At 43.4% G+C, this 20,646-nt stretch carries 16 protein-coding genes and 1 pseudogene; 1 reads left to right on the top strand and 16 read right to left on the bottom strand.

What is annotated here, in order from left to right:
• The 10 genes and pseudogenes from ABIE27_RS20140 to ABIE27_RS20095 form a co-directional block, all read right to left on the bottom strand.
• Positions 1–3,742 (bottom strand): calcium-binding protein (locus tag ABIE27_RS20140; RefSeq protein WP_429351324.1); only part of this gene is annotated, 3,742 nt, incomplete at its 3' end.
• A gap of 22 nt (positions 3,743–3,764) precedes the next feature.
• A complete protein-coding gene (locus ABIE27_RS20135; RefSeq protein ID WP_429351323.1) occupies positions 3,765–4,502 on the bottom strand; it encodes a hypothetical protein in 738 nt (245 codons plus the stop codon).
• Positions 4,503–4,529: 27 nt separating this feature from the next.
• Positions 4,530–7,385 carry a hypothetical protein gene (locus tag ABIE27_RS20130; protein WP_429351322.1) on the bottom strand — a complete coding sequence of 952 codons (2,856 nt, stop codon included), beginning with the start codon at positions 7,383–7,385 and terminating at the stop codon, positions 4,530–4,532.
• A gap of 18 nt (positions 7,386–7,403) precedes the next feature.
• Positions 7,404–8,741 carry an HlyD family type I secretion periplasmic adaptor subunit gene (locus tag ABIE27_RS20125; RefSeq protein ID WP_123064979.1) on the bottom strand — a complete coding sequence of 446 codons (1,338 nt, stop codon included), beginning with the start codon at positions 8,739–8,741 and terminating at the stop codon, positions 7,404–7,406.
• Positions 8,742–8,743: 2 nt separating this feature from the next.
• Entirely contained in the window at positions 8,744–10,915 is a 2,172-nt protein-coding gene (locus ABIE27_RS20120) for a type I secretion system permease/ATPase (protein ID WP_123064980.1), read from the bottom strand.
• Between the two features lie 314 nt (positions 10,916–11,229).
• A pseudogene (locus tag ABIE27_RS20115) lies at positions 11,230–11,436 on the bottom strand (manganese catalase family protein); the annotation flags it as partial.
• 20 nt (positions 11,437–11,456) lie between these two features.
• Entirely contained in the window at positions 11,457–11,717 is a 261-nt protein-coding gene (locus ABIE27_RS20110) for a S24 family peptidase (protein ID WP_429351321.1), read from the bottom strand.
• Positions 11,718–12,393: 676 nt separating this feature from the next.
• Entirely contained in the window at positions 12,394–12,729 is a 336-nt protein-coding gene (locus ABIE27_RS20105; RefSeq protein WP_429351320.1) for a YolD-like family protein, read from the bottom strand.
• Positions 12,730–12,868: 139 nt separating this feature from the next.
• The gene (locus ABIE27_RS20100) at positions 12,869–13,636 is read right to left on the bottom strand and encodes a M15 family metallopeptidase (RefSeq protein ID WP_429351335.1); all 768 of its coding nucleotides are present in this window, start codon (positions 13,634–13,636) and stop codon (positions 12,869–12,871) included.
• A gap of 11 nt (positions 13,637–13,647) precedes the next feature.
• The gene (locus ABIE27_RS20095) at positions 13,648–14,103 is read right to left on the bottom strand and encodes a phage holin family protein (protein WP_429351319.1); all 456 of its coding nucleotides are present in this window, start codon (positions 14,101–14,103) and stop codon (positions 13,648–13,650) included.
• A gap of 188 nt (positions 14,104–14,291) precedes the next feature.
• Here ABIE27_RS20095 and ABIE27_RS20090 point away from each other — a divergent pair, with 188 nt between their 5' ends.
• Positions 14,292–14,819 (top strand): stalk domain-containing protein, encoded by a 528-nt coding sequence (locus ABIE27_RS20090; RefSeq protein WP_429351318.1) that lies wholly within the window; start codon positions 14,292–14,294, stop codon positions 14,817–14,819.
• Here the strand turns inward: ABIE27_RS20090 and ABIE27_RS20085 are convergent.
• From ABIE27_RS20085 to ABIE27_RS20060, 6 genes are read right to left on the bottom strand one after another with little or no spacing between them, the layout of a single operon-like run.
• Positions 14,813–16,708: a phage tail spike protein gene (locus ABIE27_RS20085; RefSeq protein ID WP_429351317.1), complete on the bottom strand. Its 1,896-nt coding sequence runs from the start codon at positions 16,706–16,708 to the stop codon at positions 14,813–14,815. The two genes, ABIE27_RS20090 and ABIE27_RS20085, sit on opposite strands and share 7 nt — an antisense overlap.
• Positions 16,709–16,717: 9 nt before the next feature.
• On the bottom strand, positions 16,718–17,236 hold the full coding sequence (locus ABIE27_RS20080) for a phage distal tail protein (protein WP_429351316.1): 519 nt from the start codon (positions 17,234–17,236) through the stop codon (positions 16,718–16,720).
• 47 nt (positions 17,237–17,283) lie between these two features.
• Positions 17,284–17,415 carry a hypothetical protein gene (locus ABIE27_RS20075; RefSeq protein ID WP_429351315.1) on the bottom strand — a complete coding sequence of 44 codons (132 nt, stop codon included), beginning with the start codon at positions 17,413–17,415 and terminating at the stop codon, positions 17,284–17,286.
• Positions 17,416–17,470: 55 nt separating this feature from the next.
• Positions 17,471–17,980 carry a hypothetical protein gene (locus ABIE27_RS20070; protein WP_429351314.1) on the bottom strand — a complete coding sequence of 170 codons (510 nt, stop codon included), beginning with the start codon at positions 17,978–17,980 and terminating at the stop codon, positions 17,471–17,473.
• Positions 17,981–17,992: 12 nt separating this feature from the next.
• Positions 17,993–20,236: a hypothetical protein gene (locus ABIE27_RS20065; RefSeq protein ID WP_429351313.1), complete on the bottom strand. Its 2,244-nt coding sequence runs from the start codon at positions 20,234–20,236 to the stop codon at positions 17,993–17,995.
• A gap of 13 nt (positions 20,237–20,249) precedes the next feature.
• Positions 20,250–20,645, bottom strand: coding sequence for a phage tail fiber protein (locus ABIE27_RS20060; RefSeq protein ID WP_429351312.1), 396 nt, complete (start codon positions 20,643–20,645; stop codon positions 20,250–20,252).
• Position 20,646 lies beyond the last annotated feature (1 nt).

The following is a 20,646-nucleotide window of genomic DNA, read 5'->3' as shown; positions in this document are numbered from 1 at the left end:
CTCGAAAGTAGGCGTTTACCCGGATCTTTTCTCCCGTCTCTTTGATGCGAATCATCAGATCCATGTTGTCTTGCATCACATCCACTTCCTCTGGATCAACGAGCATTTGAATGGTGTCTATATTGCCTGCTTTACTATCCCAGTCATAGACCGTATCTTGTCCATACCCCTTCCCAAAAACATATGTGTCATTTCCGTTAGAACTCGAGCCTGAGCTCCCGCTAAGTCGATCCCCATACAGTTTGTCATCCCCACTGCCGCCGTCCAGCACATCGTCTCCGCTTCCCGCATACAGCGTGTCATTTCCAATCCCCCCCTGCAAAACATCATTACCATTCGTTCCTATTAACGTAACCCCCGCGGTACCCACTACAGGAGCAGTAGCATGATTCAAGACAAAGTTATAATCCCATAGCGTCCCATCTGAGAAGCTTATGGCTTCAACAACATTACTAATACTTCCAAAATAATTAACAATTTTCAACTTATCGTCGGTTCCCTTAACTACCAGTTCTAAATCACTTCCGTTGCGTACGATAGTCACTTCATTGGGCAATAACCCAGCATTAAATAGCACTCGATCATAATTTCCTGCAGTAGAGTCGCTGTCTATAATCGTGTCACTACCATATCCTTTCCCAAATATATAGGTGTCGTTGCCAACTCCGCCATCAAGGTAATCATTGCCTGTACCACCATCCAAGGTATCATTCCCCGATTGCCCGGCCAAATGATCATTTCCCGCTTCACCCATCAGGATATCGTAACCTGCTCCCCCGAAAGCAGTATCATCACCATCACCTGCTCTATACCTATCCCCAAACTCCGTACCATAGAAGGTATCCAGTTGATCTGTTCCGCTTATTTCCGTGAGCGCATGACTTAATATGTATTCAACATCCCAAATACTTCCGTTGGCAAAAACAATGCTTTCCACTCTCTGATTCTCACTCTTAAAAAAATTACGGACATTGATCTTGTTGGCACTGTCACCGATAGAAACCAGCAGGTCATATTGATCTCTGCTCAGCTTCACATGATCCGGTAAGATGCCTTCACCAAGCTGGATACTATCTGAATTTCCTGCTGTAGCATCATCTTCATAAATTTGAACAGTCCCACTATCTTTTCCAAACACATAGGTATCATTACCTGCACCACCGAATAAGGCATCGTTGCCTTTATTCCCATTGAGAATATCGTTGCCATTGCCACCTAAGATCGCGTCATCTCCTGCAGTGCCTGTCAGTAGTTCCCCCTCGGAAGTTCCACTAATACTGTTCTTCAAATTCGACTCTACGATCCATGCCCATTCAATATTTTGACTTGAAAAAAAGTTTCCTAACTTATTCAATCCAATTGAGTCTGTTTGATATAGTTGTTTGGCAGTACGGAAAAACTCACCCAATTGTATCTTAGCCATACTGCTTCCGCCTGCTAAATTGGATTGTAGTTTATTCTGAACTCCGGTTAAATCCACGACAAACTTGTCTGTACTCCATACAATAGATACTTCATTATAAAGAAAAGCCAAATGTGTCTGTGCCATTAGCTCGGCATATATATTTTCCTTAATGTCATTATAGAATTCTTGAATCATATCGGCAGTATCAGAAGGCGGAATATATCCCGGTTGACTAACACCGTAATATTTCTCGATTACAACCAACTTCTGTGCGTCAACAATACCTCCACGGCTGTCAGGCTCTACCTGATCTGCGCCTGTCCATTTATACACCATTCGATCAATCAGGTCATTACGAACCGCTAAGTCTGTTTCCGTCTGGAATTGCTGTACCCACTGCTTAAGTTGTCCACTGGCATCCCTCATTATCGCTTGATGGAAACTGAATAAAAGTCCACTTCCGGCTACATCCGGCAATAACTGAATAGCCTCCGGTTCTTCCATCCATTCATCAGCCACCGTATCGTAAGGTGCAGTTTTCAAGCTATACTCGATCATGGGGTGAAATTTCCCATCATTAGTTCCGTAAGTAGCTTGTCCAGTTTCACTATTACCTGTAGATCCATCCGGCCATTTCAGATTTCCGTGATCCTTTAATATAAACTCCGTAATACCAAGATCTCTAATCGTCATTAATTCATCCGCATCCGTTATTCCATCTGAATTCGAATCCTGCCAGACTTGCAATTGCTGGAACCCAGCATCTAACTGGTTAATAATTCGATCTCCGTTATCATCCAAATCCAGCAAAGCCTCAAAACCGCTTTCCGCCAAAGTCCCATCTCTTAGCGTCGTATATTGACCAAACAACTCAGATCCGTTATTTATCTTTCCGTCCTTGTTAATATCCCGTACCAACATACCATCTTTAGAATTCACCCATCCTGTTTTCTCAGCGAATCCATCCGCATTATAATCAAAGTAAACAGCGCTATCATTAATGCCAATTGTATTGTTGCTGCTGTTGTTGTCAAAATCCAATATTACAGGATCAATATAAGCCTTATTAGGATCTACTAATCTGTCTAAGTCATTACTGACACCCAATTTTGGAACATAGTTTTTAATGATATTTGTAATGACTTCCTTCATATTTATAGTTTTTATAATCTGGTTTGTATTTATATCTGCAAAAGATACTTTCTCAACACTTCCAACAGAGTCCTTAGAACTGTAACTATATTGTAATAAAATACTATCCGTTGATCCTTTGAAGACCATTTTAACTAATCTATTCGTCGAGGATCTTCTTATGCTAGATGGAAAGATAATTTTTGTATTCTCATATGAGTGACCGTAAATAATTAGTTCATCCTGCTTGCTATTACTATCGCGTGTTTCTCTGATTATATCTTGACCATGACCTTTGAAAAATTTATAGGTGTCTGATCCGGCTTGTCCATATATCGTATCATTTCCTTTACCGCCTACAATTACATCAGCAGAATCACGTCCATATAATACGTCTGAACTTTCTGTACCTATAATACTTTCCTTATCAAAGTATCCCTTGTTATTCATATAATATTCAAACGAACTGAACGCATTATGTCTGGCAGCGGCTCCGGTTGCATCACTAGTTTTATAACTGAAAGGCAATTCTACCTGTTTCCCTAGATGAGTACCTATTTTGACATATGTATTTAGAACTTCACCTTCAAGGATATAGTTCGTTACCGGATATTGGTCTAATGCGATAGAATTTTTTGGACGGTAGTCCGAAGGTGGCAGATTACTGCCAGGATAGTATTTATCGTGTGTTCGGGCTGCATTGAAGATAACTGCTTTGCCAACTTGTTCTCGATTCACGTTAATATACGGACTGATTTTACTCTCTACACATTCGTATAGCAGTTGTTGAGCCAGTTTCCCTCCCAATGAATGGCCTGTAAAACTATATTTAACATTTTTGAACTCGTTATATGACACTAAATTCTTAGTGTTCTTGAATAATTTGACTGCACCCATTAAAAATTGTTGTGAATACCAGTCTAATGTAACGTTCTCGTTATACCAATCCAAATTAAAAGGAATTTGCCCTTCCGATCCTCTAAAAGCAAAAACAACCTCACCAGTCGTTTGACCATTCACCACACGTGCAAACGACGCTCCATAAAATCCGTTCCGTGAATTTTGATCCTCTACAGATAACACTCTCCATTTGCTTTCCGAAAAGGAGTATTTTTGTGGAAGAGGAATTTCAAGTAGATTTGGACCTGTAGTTTGTTTTTTGTAGATCTCCTGACTTAGTCGCAAAAATTCATAATCGGTTATCATGTAATAATACGCCCCTTTAACATTATTTATCCCTCAAACATGAATTGCCTACTTCAAAATCATTAATGTCATTCAGATGTTCTTGATTGAGGATTTCACATTTCCCAATGAATTCGTTTGTGTTTTTTTCATAATATTCTGAAAATCCCAGCTCAGCCAACAAAGGCAGGTCCGGGGAAGCTACCGTAGGGTATAACAATATGCTTAGATTACCTATTCCTTGAACCTTCATTTTTTTTATGATAGAAAAGATTTGTTCCCTGCTCATTTTATGGGTGTACATAAAGGAGATTTTTATAGAAACCTCTTCTGGTCTGATCAAGAAATTGTTATCCCAATAATCAAGCCCCATGTTGTCATTAAAGGACAGAGACGGCGATTGATAGTCCACTTCATACTTAACTTCATTGTTGTCTACGAAGGGGGTAATTAAAGATTTGGCCCACACATTAAGCCGATAATCCGTTTGCGGATCTCTGCCTGGACTTTTGGCGAAACTAAAAGTTAGATCTTCCTCGACCGATACCCCACGTCCCTCATAATATCCACTCAAATTCGTTTCCTTCAGAGTTAAGATCCGGAATGGCCTATCGTATCTCTCTTCCATGAATTTACGTGTCTCATTCTTTATTTCCCCCGAACTGGGAGAGCCGATAGAAGAGAATAGTTTGATCAAAAAGAGGGGATTTACAACAACAAGATAGATCAAGGGTACGAGAATTAATACTATAATCCAAAATGGTATTTTCCGAAATTTCATCACAAGTTCCTTTCCATCGCTTTTAAATTAATACTGCTTCACAAAGTTCACCTCTACCGCCTGCTCCCCAATCAGTTTCTTTTCCCCCTTGAAACTAAGGTACACCTTCACTTGCAGAGAGGGCGTGGTGAGGCTTGTTGAGATACCATCTATCTTGAATTTTCTGGTAACCAAAGTAAAGTTGCTTGTATCTTCCGCCGTATTTAATCCAAACTCCTTCTGTGTGATGAGCTCACCGGCGTTCTCCAGTTGAATGATGATCTTGTGGTTCGCATCAAACGAATCAAAAGACACTTGCTTCGTTAATCCGGCTGTAAACTCCAGGGTTCCGTTGTAACCTGAGACCAGCTTGGTCTGTGGATAGGAGATATCCAGACTGTAAGGACCAGCATTCATCTGAGCAAGTCCGGTGCCCGCAGTCCCTTTATCCTCCATCAATGTAAACAAAGCAGGTTTGACAAAGGCATCTGCATTGCCGCCGGTATCTGCGATCATTTTGTCATGGATGGCCAGGCCAAACAGCAGCTTCAAATCCGCCAATTCCGTTCCTTTTGGCACTCTTCCGGCTAAGGAATGAATAGCCACATTGCCATACTTCACACTTTGTTCAGCATTCGTTTCATATTCAAGTGGATAATACATTCCATCTTTACTCTGAAAGTAACCATACATGGGATTAAGCACTTGCGTCCGTTTATTCTTATTCCGCTGGATCATCTGTACTTCCACCAGGTCTTCAGTCGTTCCGGGATACACCAGAACTTTGTACATTTGCGTTTCTGATTCACGGCCAGCTATATTTAGCGAATAGGTATCACCAGATTCATGTTGTGGCGCTGTATCCAGGGCATCAATCCGAAATTGGCCGATGCTCCGGCTTGCTCCCTTTTCATCTACCTGGAGAAGCATATTCACCTCACCTGTAGGCATTGAATACGGGATTTTCCCGATCACCTGCAAGGAGATTGGTGTATCTAATGTGGCACTGATTACTTTGTCCAACACAACCGGCCGGGCCTCCACGGAAATACGATCCACTGCATAAGCTGCTTTGAACTCCGGTAAAGCGCCACTTCGATAGGAACTACTGTACAATTCAAATTCACTCACAACCGCATCTTCCCCATCAACGGGTAAACGGTATGTAGAAACTCTTTTGATTTTGAAGTCTCCCTTTTCCGTTGAGAAATATACCCAATCTCCCGACACCATCTGAGTATTCTGTAAATCAGGCAGACTAAACGCTGCTACTGGCCGGTACAATTTATCATTTCCCTGCTGAAAGGGTTCTTCCAAGATCAGTTTAAAATCCTGTAATCCCACATTCTCGGGAAGTTGTAATTGAAAGGTCAGGCTCTCTCGATCTTGCGGTCTTAGTACATTTTCCGCTTGAGCATCTGTTAGAGACCCTTCGTAGCTATACTTCTGACCTACAGAACCTCGAACCTTAAATTCGGGTAACCGTATCTTTTGTTCACCATCATTTACAATAGTGAGCGTGCCTTCTACTATTCTATATTTCCCATCCAAGCGTCCCATCACATTGCTCACAATAAGGGAATAAGGTGACCCATCTTTTAGCGCGGTTTGGGTAAGCGTGTCTGTTTTGGCTTGCTCTACCTCCGCCGATTTGTTCAGTGGTATCTTCAACAGAGGTTTATACACCGGCTCCTCACCACCGCTTAATGCTTTTGCAACGATCAGATTCATGTTGTAGTTTCTTAAAGATTTGGGAATATCCGCAGAAAGAGACATCTTCAGTTGCTCAAGTGCATCCAGTGTTTTCTCCGCTGTAGTATCGCTTTGAGCCAATAAATAGGTAATCTTGTTTGCTTCAACAAAATAAGCGAGGCTCGGGTTAACGACAGCATGTTTATTATTATTTTTAAGTGTAATCGTTGTTCCTACATCCATCTGCGGCAAATCACTGGCCGATATGTATAGCGGGTCCACCTGAAACAAGAACTGGTCTTTCCCAGGTCTAATATAATGTGCTTTTGCTTTATCTACAGGGAGTTTGGTCCAGTCACGGGCTTCTGGAAGCTTAAAACAATGAACTGTAAGATTCACACTGTTTTCATCCGTAGCCAACAGCAGCTTGAATGATTTGGCTTTGGAAGCTTTGGGAACAGCGGCATGTAGATCCATCGTAAGCCGTTGTTTGGAGTTCAGCGTGTTACTGGTATCCCCTTCAGTCTGAAATGGATATAGTTCACCAGAATCCGCCTGCAGCCAATAACTATAGGCAGGAAGTTTTACCGGCTCCGTCCCCCGGTTTTCCACTTGGAATACCAGAGTATACACTCGTTCATTAGATGCTTGATAACTGAAGAATTCCCCTAATGACATCTGAATTTGATTGTTTTGCAGATGTGTGATTTTATTATCTCCAGCAGCTACCGTATTCGAATAATTTCCCGGCATCTTGATCCTGCCAATGGACTTGCTGAATCCAGCATAATTAATGTTCCATTCCTTTACATCAAACTCTACGCTGGCAAGCTGAGTCTGATTGGGAACTGTTGCATAATAAGTGAACTCTCTGCTTGACCGTGGCAAGACTTTCGTTTTCTGCTGTGCATCCTTCACTCGCAGCGCATTTCCTGGATCACCTGCGTTCGTCTTTACCGTGATGCCATACCTTAATAGGTCCAACGGAGCCTGACCTCCGTTAAATAGGCGAACCTTGAACGACAGCACGTTATCTTTTCCCCACTGCACTAAATATGGCTCAATGATTTCGATATAACTGTTCTTGCTCACAAACACCTTTCCCACCGTCTTTGTTGCTACATTTTTGCCTTGGGCGAAGAGTTGTCCAGGAGCAGAAATAAATAGAATACATAGACCTATAGTCATGCAAATTGCAATTACTTTCTTCATCTTTCTTCCCCTTTATGTTTATCTTAGCGTGAAACTCTCTTCGGCAGCCTTTTTGAGCGGTGACAGGAAGAAGTCAATAATCCGTCTTTGCCCTGTTTTTGCCTCAACGGACACCGACATACCCGGGGTTAATTTAATCCGACTGCCACTGGATGTCTCCGTGGACAACACCTTCAACTTAGCCTTAAAGACCGGTCCGAGCTTCTCATCTTCAAAGGCATCCGGGCTTACGTAGATAATTTCGCCTTGCAGGTAACCGTATTTCTGAAAAGGAAAGGTATCCACCTTCACGTTGGCAGCCTGTCCCTTCTTAATAAAACCAATATCCTGATTAGCAATGGTAGCCTCTACAATGAGGGGCGTATCATCCGGCACGATAGAAATGACATCCTCAGCCGAAGTCACCACTCCCCCTATAGTAAAAGAGGACAACCCATGCACTGTTCCATCTACTGGTGAAGTTAATTGCTGCAGTTCAAACCGTTTCTCTGCTTTGGTTAATTCGGATTCCAGAGTGTAAAGAGTCTTCTCATTCTCAACAAGTTCGTCCAATACTGTTCTGCTACGTTGTTTCTTAATTGAGATGACATTTTCTTCGGCTTCAGCCAGTGCATCTTCCGCCTTTGCGATCCTTTTTTCCTGTGCATCTATAGCCAGTAACGATTTATTCAAATCATTATCCGCCTGAAGCAGATCCGCACTGTCTGTGAAGTTTTCATCCCCACCGTTTTGTGATTTCATTAGGGCGAGCGCATAGTCTTTGTTGGACAATTCCAATGCTGCACGTTCCATATTAAGCTCCTGTCGGGTCTGGGAGACGACGAGTTCGGCGGCTTTGATTCTACTCTTGAACTCCTCATCCCGAGCCTCGCGCAGTTGCATTTGTACTTGCAGAACATTTTCTGTATCAATGGCAGAACCGGCAGGTGGAACTTCTCCCGTTGCCAGCCCCTCAAAAGCGTTGCCCTCAAGTTCAGCTTCAAGCATCGCTTTTTGCAGTTTGGCTACGTACAACTGCTTGGCCATCTCTTGAATGTCTGCCTCAGAGGTCGTCGAATCGAGTTCAATCAGCAGTTGCCCCTTTTGTACATGCTCCCCTTCGGTTACCAGCACTTCCTTGATGGTTCCCCCTTCGAGCGGCTGTAGGACCTTGGTTCGACCATCTGGAATGACTTTCCCACGAGCCACTGCGACTTCATCAACCTTACCCAGATAAGACCAGGCCACCACAATGACAAAAAGAATAATGATTGTCCAAATCAGCCAGCGTCCGAGCGGTGCTGGTGGGGTCTCTTCAATTTCTATGGCTGCCGGTAAAAATTCATATTCCAAACGATCCGATTTTAATCCAAACATGTCTATTCCCTCTCCTGCTGGTTATAGAGATAATGGTATAGCCCTTTGTTTGCCAGCAAGCTTTGATGTGATCCAGCTTCAACTAGATGTCCTTTATCCAGCACGATAATCTTACTGGCTGTTCTGAGTGTAGATAGCCGGTGGGCAATGATGATTACGGTACGACCTGCACAGATTTTTTGCAGATTATTCTGAATGATTCGTTCCGATTCATAATCAAGCGCTGAGGTCGCTTCGTCGAAGATCAGGATGCGAGGATTCGATAGGAGCGCCCGGGCAATCGCTATTCTCTGCCGTTGTCCGCCAGATAATCCCTCACCCCGTTCACCGACCATCGTGTCATACCCTTCTGCCAGCCCAATAATAAAATCATGCGCTCCCGCCAAATGAGCCACCCGAACAATATCCTCAATCCGGGCAGAGGGGTTATTCAATGCGATATTCTCCCGGATCGTTCCACTGAACAGATAGTTCTCCTGCAGCACGACACCAATCTGTCGACGCAACCACGATGGGTCGGCCAAGGAAATGTCCACTCCGTCGATTAGAATTTTACCGGACTCAGGCACGTAGAGCCTCTGAATCAGCTTGGAAACCGTGCTTTTACCGGAACCACTGCGGCCCACGATTCCAACAACCGTTCCTGGCTGGATCGCAAACGAGAGATCCCTTATAATTTCCGGACCATCTACTTTATAGCGGAAGGTGACGGACTCAAAGCCAATCTTCCCTTGAATCCGCGGCAATCTCGTTTTGGATACTGAGACTGCCGGTTCCGGCTTAACCTCGAAAATATCTTTTAGTTTGTTAATGGAAATACCAGTCTGCTGGAAATCCTGCCACATCTGTACCAGCCGTAACACTGGATCGCTGACGCGTGAGGCCAGCATCTGGAAAGCAATCAATTGTCCGACCGATATTGTCCCCGCCAATACCAGATGTGTACCGTAGAACAAAATAACGAGATTTGATATTTTCTGGATAAACTGCGCAAGCGAGCCTGCCGTACCGGATAACAGGAGCACTTTAAACGTAGCTCTTGTATAATTGGAGAGCAGTCCTTCCCACTTCTTCTGAGAAATCGGCTCAAGTGCGAATGATTTGATCGTCTGAATACCGGATACTGCCTCAACCAGATAGGATTGGGACTCTGAGCCGCGTTGAAACCGCTCCTCCAGCCTATTTCGCAATAAAGGAGTAAAGATTAACGATAGCAGGGCGTATAAAGGCAACGTGCCTAACGCAATAAATGTTAAATTAGAACTGAACGCAAACATAACAGCTATGTATACAACGATGAATAACAGATCAAGTACTGCCGTAAAAGGAGACCCTGTTAGGAACTGACGAATATTCTCCAATTCCCTTACGCGAGCAATAGTTGCGCCTGTTCTCCGATTCTCAAAATAGGATAAGGGAAGACGAAACAAATGACTGAACAGCTTTGTGCTCAGGGTAATGTCAACTCGGCTGGTCGTATGGGTAAAAACGTATGTACGGCTGATTCCAAGAATCAACTCAAATATGATAATAATCAACAGACCGATCGCGAGCACATTTAGAGTGGAGAGTCCGTGGTGCACAAGAACCTTGTCAATAATTACTTGTGTAATGAGCGGAGATACCAGGCCAAATAATTGAATAAACAAGGACGCCAGCAACACTTCAGCTAGTATCTTTTTGTGCCTCCACAATGCGGGTAGAAACCACTTGAGACCAAAGGCTTCCGAATGCGCAGTTTTAACTTTAGGAGAAAATAAAATGACCTCGTTGCTCCATATTTCTTCCATTTCTTTAACGGAAATCGAAGACGGTTTGCCTACGAGCGGATCGAAGATAAGAAACTGATCATCGTTTGTTTTGGCGAGAACTAAGTACTCTCCCTCTTTGGTAATCAACACCGAAGGTAGCGGCAGCTTATACAAACGTTTTAGTGGAATCCTTGCCTTTTTGGATTTTAACCCCAGGTCCCTCGATGCTTTGAGCATTTGCAACGTGTTCGTCCCATCATCACCGATAGCAAAAGAGTGTTTAATCTGCTCATAATCCGCTGAGATGTTATGATAGTTGGCCACCAAAATTAAACAGCTCAGCCCTGTATCGGTTTTTCGCTTCCTTTCCTTTTCATTTTGCTGGTGAATATTTTCTTCCTCGTAGACCACTTCAGCCTTCATCGGTTGCCCCTTTATCCTGTACTTAAATCCAAATTTGAATTTTTTGGAATTAATATATGGAATTTAAAATTAAATATAGAACTAACAAATAAAAATAATTATAACAGGTCTAAAAGATAACAAAAAACAATTTTTCCCATTTTAAATTTATCAGATTATTAATTTAAAATATGTACAAATTTTCTTTAAAACTTCTTACTCGAGCTATTTTTAATCTATATAACATACATAAACCCACCGACAGAAAAATGTCGATGGGATAGTTTTAGTGCTAAATTACATGGCTATTTTCACTACTCATTCCCTTTTGTTCGTCAAAATATTTTTTTCGTTTCCCGATCATCCTTCAGAATTTCAACGGCCTCCCGGAACCGCAGAGAGTGCACAATCTCGCGTTCCCGTAAAAATTTCAGGCTGTCCTGCAAATCGACATCGTCGGTCAAATCAATTAACCATTGATATGTAGCCCGGGCCTTCTCTTCGGCTGCGATATCTTCGTACAAATCCGCGATCGGATCACCCGTTGTATACTGAGACACAACTAAAACCTAACTACATTATAATGTATTCTTCCAATTACTTTAATGGATGTGAGCGTCACATCTGGATAACTAGGATTTGAAGCATACAGCATATATTTACCTTCGGAAAAATACACTCGCCTAATAATCTTGTCACCGTCAACCTCAATCAAAAGAACCCCATTGTTATCATTTTTATTCTCTATCTCTGGATCAATTAAGAGAACATCTCCAGTTAAGAGCCTATCGCCCATCATACTATCATCTTTTACAACGAACACCAATTTCCCCTCCAAATAAACCACTCTCCCTTTATGTTATCGTTGTTGTCCGGTTTACCTTATGCATACGTAATGCTATAATTCCCAGTGTATTATGCATAAAGGAGCTACTATAAGTGAAAGTCTCCCGTGGGAGGTGCTTACTTCAGGAGCGTATAAACGAGTTAGGAATAAACCAAGCGGAGTACGGTCGGCGGACAGGAAGATCAAAAAGAATGATATCCCATTTTTGCGCTGGAACGCGTGTGATGCAACCAGAAGATTTATATGCCGCCCAAGAAGTGTTTGGCTTAATTCTTACAGATTTATATGAACTCAAACTCATCAAAAATGAGAAGTAAAGCAGGTGCGGCGTGCCGCCCTCCCCCGGACAAGTTGGGAACTGATAGTTCCCACTTGCGATATGTAAATAATACCTTTTACCCATAGCATTTTGTGTCATAATGTGTCGAAATGGACAAAGGAAAATGTTTACATCATATTAACATCTTCAAACAACGATCTAATGAAGGTTAATGATGTATATAAATTTTTTCTATGGAACTTTCGTTCCCTGCTACCTTCGTCCTTTTGTCGAATTCTATCATACAATTTTATGAGATAATCGGCGTTGAAATTCGGGATGATTTTGGGCTGAAAAAATCCGCGGGAATTACTCCTGCGGATTTTTGCTCACTTAAACAGAAGCGCCTAAGATATTTTTGAAGGGTATAAAGCTATAATCTTCCTCGCCACGCACAAACTTGATCTCTTTTCTGTTTCGATCAATTCGGTCAACTACTCCGTTCATAACCACATCGTCAAATGGATCGTACAAGGTCAAAGTAACTGTAACTCGCTCTTGGAATGATACCATTAACGTCTCCCCGATCAACTGCCACTCCTGTTCATCCAAGATCGGCTTTTCCTTACGATTGATCTCGTGCATGTGATCAACATATGCATCGCGGTGCTCTGGAAGAATTAAACGGCTACTTTCAATTATTCCATTGTCAGTAAGTTTGCTAGCCATTAGATATCGCCTCCATAACAAATAATAAGAACGTGTGTTTGTATTATATGCGAATATACTATTTTCTATCAATAGATAAACAAAAAAAGACGCTGCCAGATGTCACCAGCAGCGCCCAGATATTCACAAACGTTTGGGATTATTGTACTTTGATTCCTAGTTCCTTCCTATAATTTATGACTAACTGTCTCCAAAAATCATAACTCCCTTTGCTATCAGCAATGTACGGCTTGTAATACTCATATGCCGTCTTTGCCCAACTTGGACACTCCATACTGGATTTCTCTTTTTCTGCCTCAATCCACTTAGCTTGAGCCTCTACTGTTGTTTTCAATTCATCCATACGTTTTTTTTCTTCCGACGTCATGGGTTCAACCCCCTTCATGATTTTCAACGCTGCTTCCAATTGTGCTTGTGTCGGTCTTTTGCCAGCGCGAAGCTGGGCTGTTGTAAGACCAAACACCATTTGAATGTGTGGCATATCTACAAAACTGCGCCAATCCCCACCCCATTCAAATCCAAGCTTCTTCGCCTCTTCCACAACTTCTGACCAATCTGGTAGAGAGTCTTTATCATCGTCGCGCAGCGTGTCCCATGACACCGATTTTCCGTCTTTTAAAAGCAATGCAAAATCCAACGCGAAGCCGAAATTGTGAATAGAGTAACCGCCCTTTACTTTCGTAACAATTGGTAGCTTTTTACCTTTCGAATCATACAAAACCGTTCGCCCCTGAGCATACAAGGCATCCTGTTCAGCATATGTCCTCAGCCCCTGAGTGATAATAATCCAGACGCCGCGATTATAACAACGCTCAATGAGTTCTTCTCCTAACTGTCGAATAACTGGGTGTACGCCAGACAATCGTGCTTGCGATTTGGCCTTTAATTGATCTATATTCAGCACTATAAAACCTCCCTTTATACAGCAGGATTCTGCGTTACGTCTTCTTCTTTTGGTGGATCAGGCAAATTCGGGTTTTCTGGTGGCTTGCTTTTGGACTCAAAAATCTTAACGGCGTTCCTTAGAATATCCGGCATGGGCACACCCATGCGCCCTACGTTTTCAATCACGGAAAGCAACTCGTTCGCCAGATAAAAGAAAATAACGGCATCCTGAATATATCCAGTGCCGCCTAACGCCGAATCTATGAAGTGGGCAATGGTCACAACTAGGAAAATTGCTACCTTACGGGCAATTCCTTCAAACCCAACTCTGCTACGTAACTCGTGTTTGATCCACGCTGCTGTCCATCCAGTCAACCAATCCACAACAACCAATAATAATAGTAAATTAATCAAGATGCTCCAACCTCCAAAGAAGTACCCGACACCCGCACCAACGGTTGCCGATACCATTTTAATTAAACTAGACATCCCCTCTTGCATAGTGATCCCCACTCTCTATTGAATAAGATGTAAATAGCCCCTGATTTCTCAGGAGCATATGGAATATAAATTAGGCAATCATTTCAATCACCACCTTTTATGCCGATTACTATAAAACTTTTTCCAGCCATTTCCGTAATATATGATATAGTCTATTAAAAAAGGAGATGTACCCCTTGAAAAGATCGTTAGTTAGAACTGTTGTTACTCTTGGAATTGGTATGATGATCGGATCAGCAACATTGGCCGCAGCCGCTCCATCTACAATCCAAGCAATGATTTCTAATTTCAAAGTGATCGTTAATAACGAACAGGCCAACTTAAAAAACGCGCCGATTGTAAGTGATGGTGTTACTTACTTGCCTGTGCGCGAAGTGGCTGGCCTGCTAGATGCAGATGTAAAGTATGATGCAAAGAATAGACAAATTAGCCTTAACTCGAAAGGTGATGATAGTGTGCAGTCAAGCGTAACTGAATGGGTTCCTGCGAAGGAAGCTGTGTCCAAATATGGCATCGGGATTACCGTCTCTGATGTAACCACGGTAGCCCTCAACAACATAGAGATTATTTTCCCGCTCTCAATGTACGATCAAAAAGAAGGTTTAAAAACAGTACAGAACGATTCAAAAACAGCTTCCTTAAAAATTGATCAGAATGAAATATATTTCGGATCAGACACTCTTAAGCTATTAGGCGTTCAATAATCCCCGCCGCCTCGGCTTTGAGCAAATATTTGTGTGAATACTGAAGCCACCACACGCCCCAGTGAATTAACTGGGGTTATTGTTATTTCATGATAATCTCCGCGATTTATCTTCCCACCGCTATCTTTTGAAAGGTACGGAATAATATCCACTTCCTCCCCAGATGTACTCATTACAGGAATCAACGTTCCATCAACTCTAATCTGTACTTCTGACGGTGTCGGCCCTTCCCATATACCAAATTCTATCTCGTGAGTGTGACCAGGAATTGTGTGGGTATGATCCATCTGGTGTGAATGTGCTGGAATAGTAACTGTGTGATTATGTGCTGGAATTGTTACTGAATGACTGTGATCAGCGGTTAAGTTGTGTGTATGACCTCCTGATTCAACAAAAGTAACTGGATTTCCATCCGCTTTCATTAATGCCGTGCCTGAAGGGATTCCATGATTATGAGCACCACCTGTATTTACCGCCTGCATAACGTCTATAGCGAATATTCTCCAATTGTCTGAGGTTGATGCAGATTCAATCGATGTTGCTTTGGTTGATGTTGTTGGCGTTATTCCCCCTCCAGCCGCTGTTGTTGTTCGGGTACTCGAACCGGAAGATACAGATGGAACTGATTCGATTGCCTTACTATATCCCCGAAACGCTTCCACTCGGAATGACAACGCCACCTTATTAACCCTTGCTGTCTCTGCTGGTAGCCAGAACCGCAATACTGCCGGGTGTGAAGGATCACAATTATCTGCGAAATCATGACTATCGTAGTTGGTAGCACCTTGCGCATATACCTCACTGATATGCATTCGGTTCCGCAGTTCCGCGATACTTCCCGCAATATCCTGTGATTTATTAGCAATCTCCAGTGTCACCGCTCCAGGTTGTCCTAGCACATCCCCCTTGGCCACTTTGACCACTCGCGCTTTAATATCGATTCCTAGCTCCTGATCCTTTACCCGAACCATTGCCCCGGATACAAATCTATCAATTGGGTCATTAGTGAGCGCGTATATCTCGGCGGCGTCCACAGTGTAATGAACGCTTGGGACTTTCAGTTCAGCAAGTAGCGCTTGGCATCGTGACAGGAGAGTTTCAGGATACTCAAAGCGCCGATCTACGAATATGGTCTGTACAATACCGTATTTCTGGATAAGTGCAGGCTCCGCGTCAATATATGGCCTTCCGCCATTCAGATCAGCGAATGTGAGCTGGTTTACACCTTCACCGTATCCAAGGCCATAAATCCGGGTAGACACCTTAGACGCGTCTACAACGCGCGCGATACCCTGCAAGTTTACCCCGTACCGAATATATAACTCTTCCTGCTCAGATGGCTTCATCAGATTGAGTTTCCACGGATAAGAGGTTGTATCGAACGTCCACATGTATTCGTCTGGGAATGGGTTCGGAACTGAGAACAGCGCACCAAGAAGATTTTCATTTTCCCAGTTATATTCGAATTGTCTATCGAACTGGACTGTCCCGAGCTGCCAGCGTTGTACCAATTGCTTAGACAAGATGTACTGAAGCACGTCTCGCGTGTACACGCCCAAATTACCAACAGTGTGATACAAGAACAATACATCATCCAGTAGCGTACCCAAAACATGCTCACACTCGTATGATATGAATGGGCCATCAGATCCACGCTTTGTTGTTGGCTTCAGGATTCGGAACAGCTCCAAACGTTCCTCACCATCGAATATCTCTACGAAATAAAGTGGTTGACACTCTGCATTCTTTTCATCGTTCGCCGGAAGCGAAAAGTTGGCAGTCCAGATAGCATTCATTGGCGCGTCATAGGACACATCAAACGCATTCTCCAGATAGGCCACCTTGCGCATTTGCAAGTCATATACAGTCACATAAGCTGGTCTTCTCATGGATACCTCCTATACGAATCTATCTTGGAAAGTAATCCGCATCAAAACACTGCGTCCCGTCTCCGGGTCAGTATAAGTAACGGTGTTGTTTCCAAGGTTTAAGTCAAAGAACTCACCCTGTATGTTGTGCAAGGCGTTTTGGCCGTTATGGGTGATTTTTAAATTCTTTGAATCTATAATAATCCGGTCGCCCGGCTCGATACGTGCCACGTAATCTATGAAATCAACACGATAGCGGCCAGCATTGGCTTTCAGCGTGCCAACTCCGTGCATAATTGCTTTCTGTAATCTTTCACGAATGAAGGAAGCCGAAAGGCCGCCTTCACCGTGCATCTTCGCCGCAAAGTTAATCTCGCGCACAAAGTCCGCATGTAACTCACCTACACCATCCATTCGGGCTGATCCCGTCATTTCTACGGAAGCTGTCGCCGTTAATCCACCTTCGCCATGCAATACCGCACGACCAAACACATAGACAGAAAACGAACGATTAAACGGCATACGGTTAAATGCTCCACGGTTGAACACGACCATTCCTCCCCACAAAAAAATAACGCACCGCATAGGTACGCTTGTTACACGATATTCCCGTTTTGATCCATATCGCCTGCGTCAAGAACTGCTGCCACCTTATCGCGGCTTCCTGGCGGCACTTGCTCCAGCTTAATCAATCCTTTGTGAATCATCATTACGTATACAACTAACATTGTCTCACCTCCCCTCATGAGTGCTACAGCCCAATGAATCAGCAACCTTGCAAGCTTAACCCTCATCTGGCGATACCACACTGAGTACAAGCATATGCAGCTCCATGAGCGCCAGTTGATTGGCGTTGCTCTCTTCCGCAAGACGCTTATTCTCAGCTTCCGATTCCGCCAGCCGATGTTTTAAAAGGTCGAGTTCGGACGGTTCCTCAGGCTGCGGCTTGGTCAGTTCGTCAATCTCTTCCTGACTCAGCCCCTCCACCCACAGGTCAGGAAAAGTTTCCTGCGGCCCCTCTTGTACTGCGTCCTGGTATGCTTCCCATGCTGCCAGATCGAAACGGGGGTGAAACAGTCCAACAGGAACCGGCACGCCGACCAGATACCCAGCAATCTCTTGTTCCTCTTCTTCCTCGTCTTCATCTGGTATTATCACCTGTTCTACCTGATCAGGTTCAAATACCACAGGCTCAGGCTCGGCATAAAAAGGGACGACACCACTAAATGCATCGTCCACTAATTCGTCCTCAAGGTAGAGTCCGTCTGTATTTACTTTAGGTACGGCTTTCATGTGATACCTCCTTTAATGTTCAGCTTGAAACGTGATCCCGTCCAAACTTATATAATTTCCAGTGTTCGTAGTAAAGACACTACCATCAGAAGTAATTCTGATTTCATAGGTTTCCCCTGCCCCTGCTACCCTAAATATAAGTTGAAATGCTGGACGGTATTTTACGGGAAGTATGAAGATACGGGAATTAACTGGAGCGGTTGCAATCAAACCTTTTAAATGCACAAAACCAAAACTATCTTTCAAATATCCAACTTTTTGATAGTCCACATATTGTGATGCCCCATTTAAAAGTGTCGGCGTAATCCATGCAGGAGAATCCTTCTCGGCCTTTTTCGATTCCAGCACAGATATCCGTGTTGTGTTGTCTTGCAACGTTTTGACAGTATCCAGAAGCAGAGCCTTTTCATTCTCGGCATATGTTCCCGTCACATCTACCGTTGGATACTTGTCCAACATCAGGTATGTGACACTATAGGATGGGATCGAGTTGAAGTTTTTAGAGTCTTTGTATAGACGCTGTGCCCCCCAACTATCAGCATTGGTAGAGATTGACCAATCATATACTTGTCGGCTATTTGCGTACACATAGAGGAATTTACTTACTTTGTACGCTAGTTTAGTCGCGGCTGCCTGACTATTAATATAATAATTGTTGTCAGGGGTGAGTAAAGCAGGTTTGACGCCTTCGCGTAATACAATCCCCGTCCCTACCTCAACCTGATTATCCCCGTCAACAAACGTCAACTGCCCCTCAGACGTGATGGGTTCGACAACTGGCGTAGCAAGCTGGTACAGAAGCTGGTACGGCGTCCAGTTTGGCGCTAGTGCAGTAGGAAGTGTGGTCGTTACACCTGAATAATCGGAGTTTAATGAACCAGATACGCCATTGTTGCGATACACCCAATACCTAGTACCAGTTCCGTTATATGTGTTGATAGCTTGCACTCCGTCACAGATTTTCCATCCCAAGAAGTATGCCTTAATCTCATCATCGCTTGGATTGTATGATGCCCCCCACCCACTATCCACGTTAGAAATAGAAATTTGAAAATTATCGAATACCCCGTTAGCGCCTGATGAGCCAATATTTAGATTATCCGGTGCGCTGTTTACGGTATTGTAATCAGTCTCTTTGATTATTTTACCTTGATATTTCGTTAGCACCCCTGAGCCGTCTACTGCTGGTGACCCCGGTAACATTGCGTTGACAACTTTAAGTCCTGTTGCTGATCCAAATGGGGCAAAAGTAATAGAGCCGTCCAGTATAACCTTGCGCCACTTGGCCAGTTTAAAATACTGGCCATCCCGCTCAAACACGCTATCCGGGTTTGCTCCAGTGTCTGGATTGGCGTGTAACTCCGTTTGGAATGCGAGCATGGAGTCTTGGCGTGGCTTAAATGGTAAAGCAGTGTTGCCGATATTGAGCATTGGATTTGAGAAGCTATACACCCCTGCGCCTTTTGATCCGTTGCCAATGACTATGCTCAGATACGCTGCATTGGCAGCAGTTTTTATGTGTAACTCTGAGGCAGCCTGATATCCAGAGTTTTGGATAATTGCGCCGCTACTGTCCATGTCTTGTAGAGCAATCATTCCATTGTGAGTTAATGAAATTGTGTAATCTGTATTGGCTACACATGGGATTTTATATGTCCAGCCTATATTATTTCCAGATGCATTAATTGTTGCACTATACGGACTAATTATTGACTGCCCATTCCCCGCCGTGACAGCTTCATAAAATGGCGGTAATAGATTCGCGCCATACCGGATCACATACGGGTTAGTCACCCCATAAATTCCTATCTGGCTTTGATAGTTAAGTACTGTCTTACCCTGCAAGCCAGTAAGCTTAAACGCCGCATCCTGTGTAGCATTGACTACATGTACTCCGGGTTGGAGTGTTATGGATGCACGTTCTGGAGTGTCCATTCTGCTTTCTAAATTCTCAATGTTACGTTTAAATGTGTCATGGTCATAAGCCGTGAAACATCTTGCGAGCTTTGTCCCGGCCAACCATGTTCTAGCCGTTCCTTCAAAACCTCTGGTCACCCCTGTAACTTGATTATTTGTTAATCCAGTATAAAGAATTGTTTCGGCCGATTCGTCTGTGCCTATTGTTAACAAATTCGGTGCTGGCGGGAGTACGGCACCATCTAACACCTCAAAACTCGTTTGTGTATCTGTAATATTTCCTGCCAGCTCAGTCTGTCTGCTGTTAACTGATGCTGGATAACTTGGTTGTAATGCCATGTGTGATCCCTCCTTAACTCATTGTTACGGCTAATGAGCCAGTTAAGAATTTAAAAACATCATTTTCGAGAATACTCCGCGGCGAGTCCAATGCTCCAAAATAAAGCAAATTCCCTCCTGTAGCAGAGTCACGCAAACCAATGTGTGAAACCGTACCCCAAGACGCTGAAGCAATAGCAAACGCAATGTCTGCTGTATTCTTAACAGTTGGCTTGCCACCTTCAACCGCTGGAGGGCCAAAGACGACTTGCAAACGTGTGTAACCCCCACCTGAAACCTCCTGCCCTGTATCTGCTGGTGTCGGATTGGTTGTGTACAACGCCACATATATACTTGTTGGCCTTGTGTATGGTGTGTTTCTCAAAACATGGTTTAGTAAAGCATTTGCAAGATAGTTTGATAGATTCATT

This window comes from Paenibacillus sp. 4624, assembly GCF_050435065.1.
GTDB classification, from domain to species: Bacteria; Bacillota; Bacilli; order Paenibacillales; family Paenibacillaceae; genus Paenibacillus; species Paenibacillus amylolyticus_D.
This window is presented reverse-complemented; position numbering and strand designations above follow the sequence as displayed.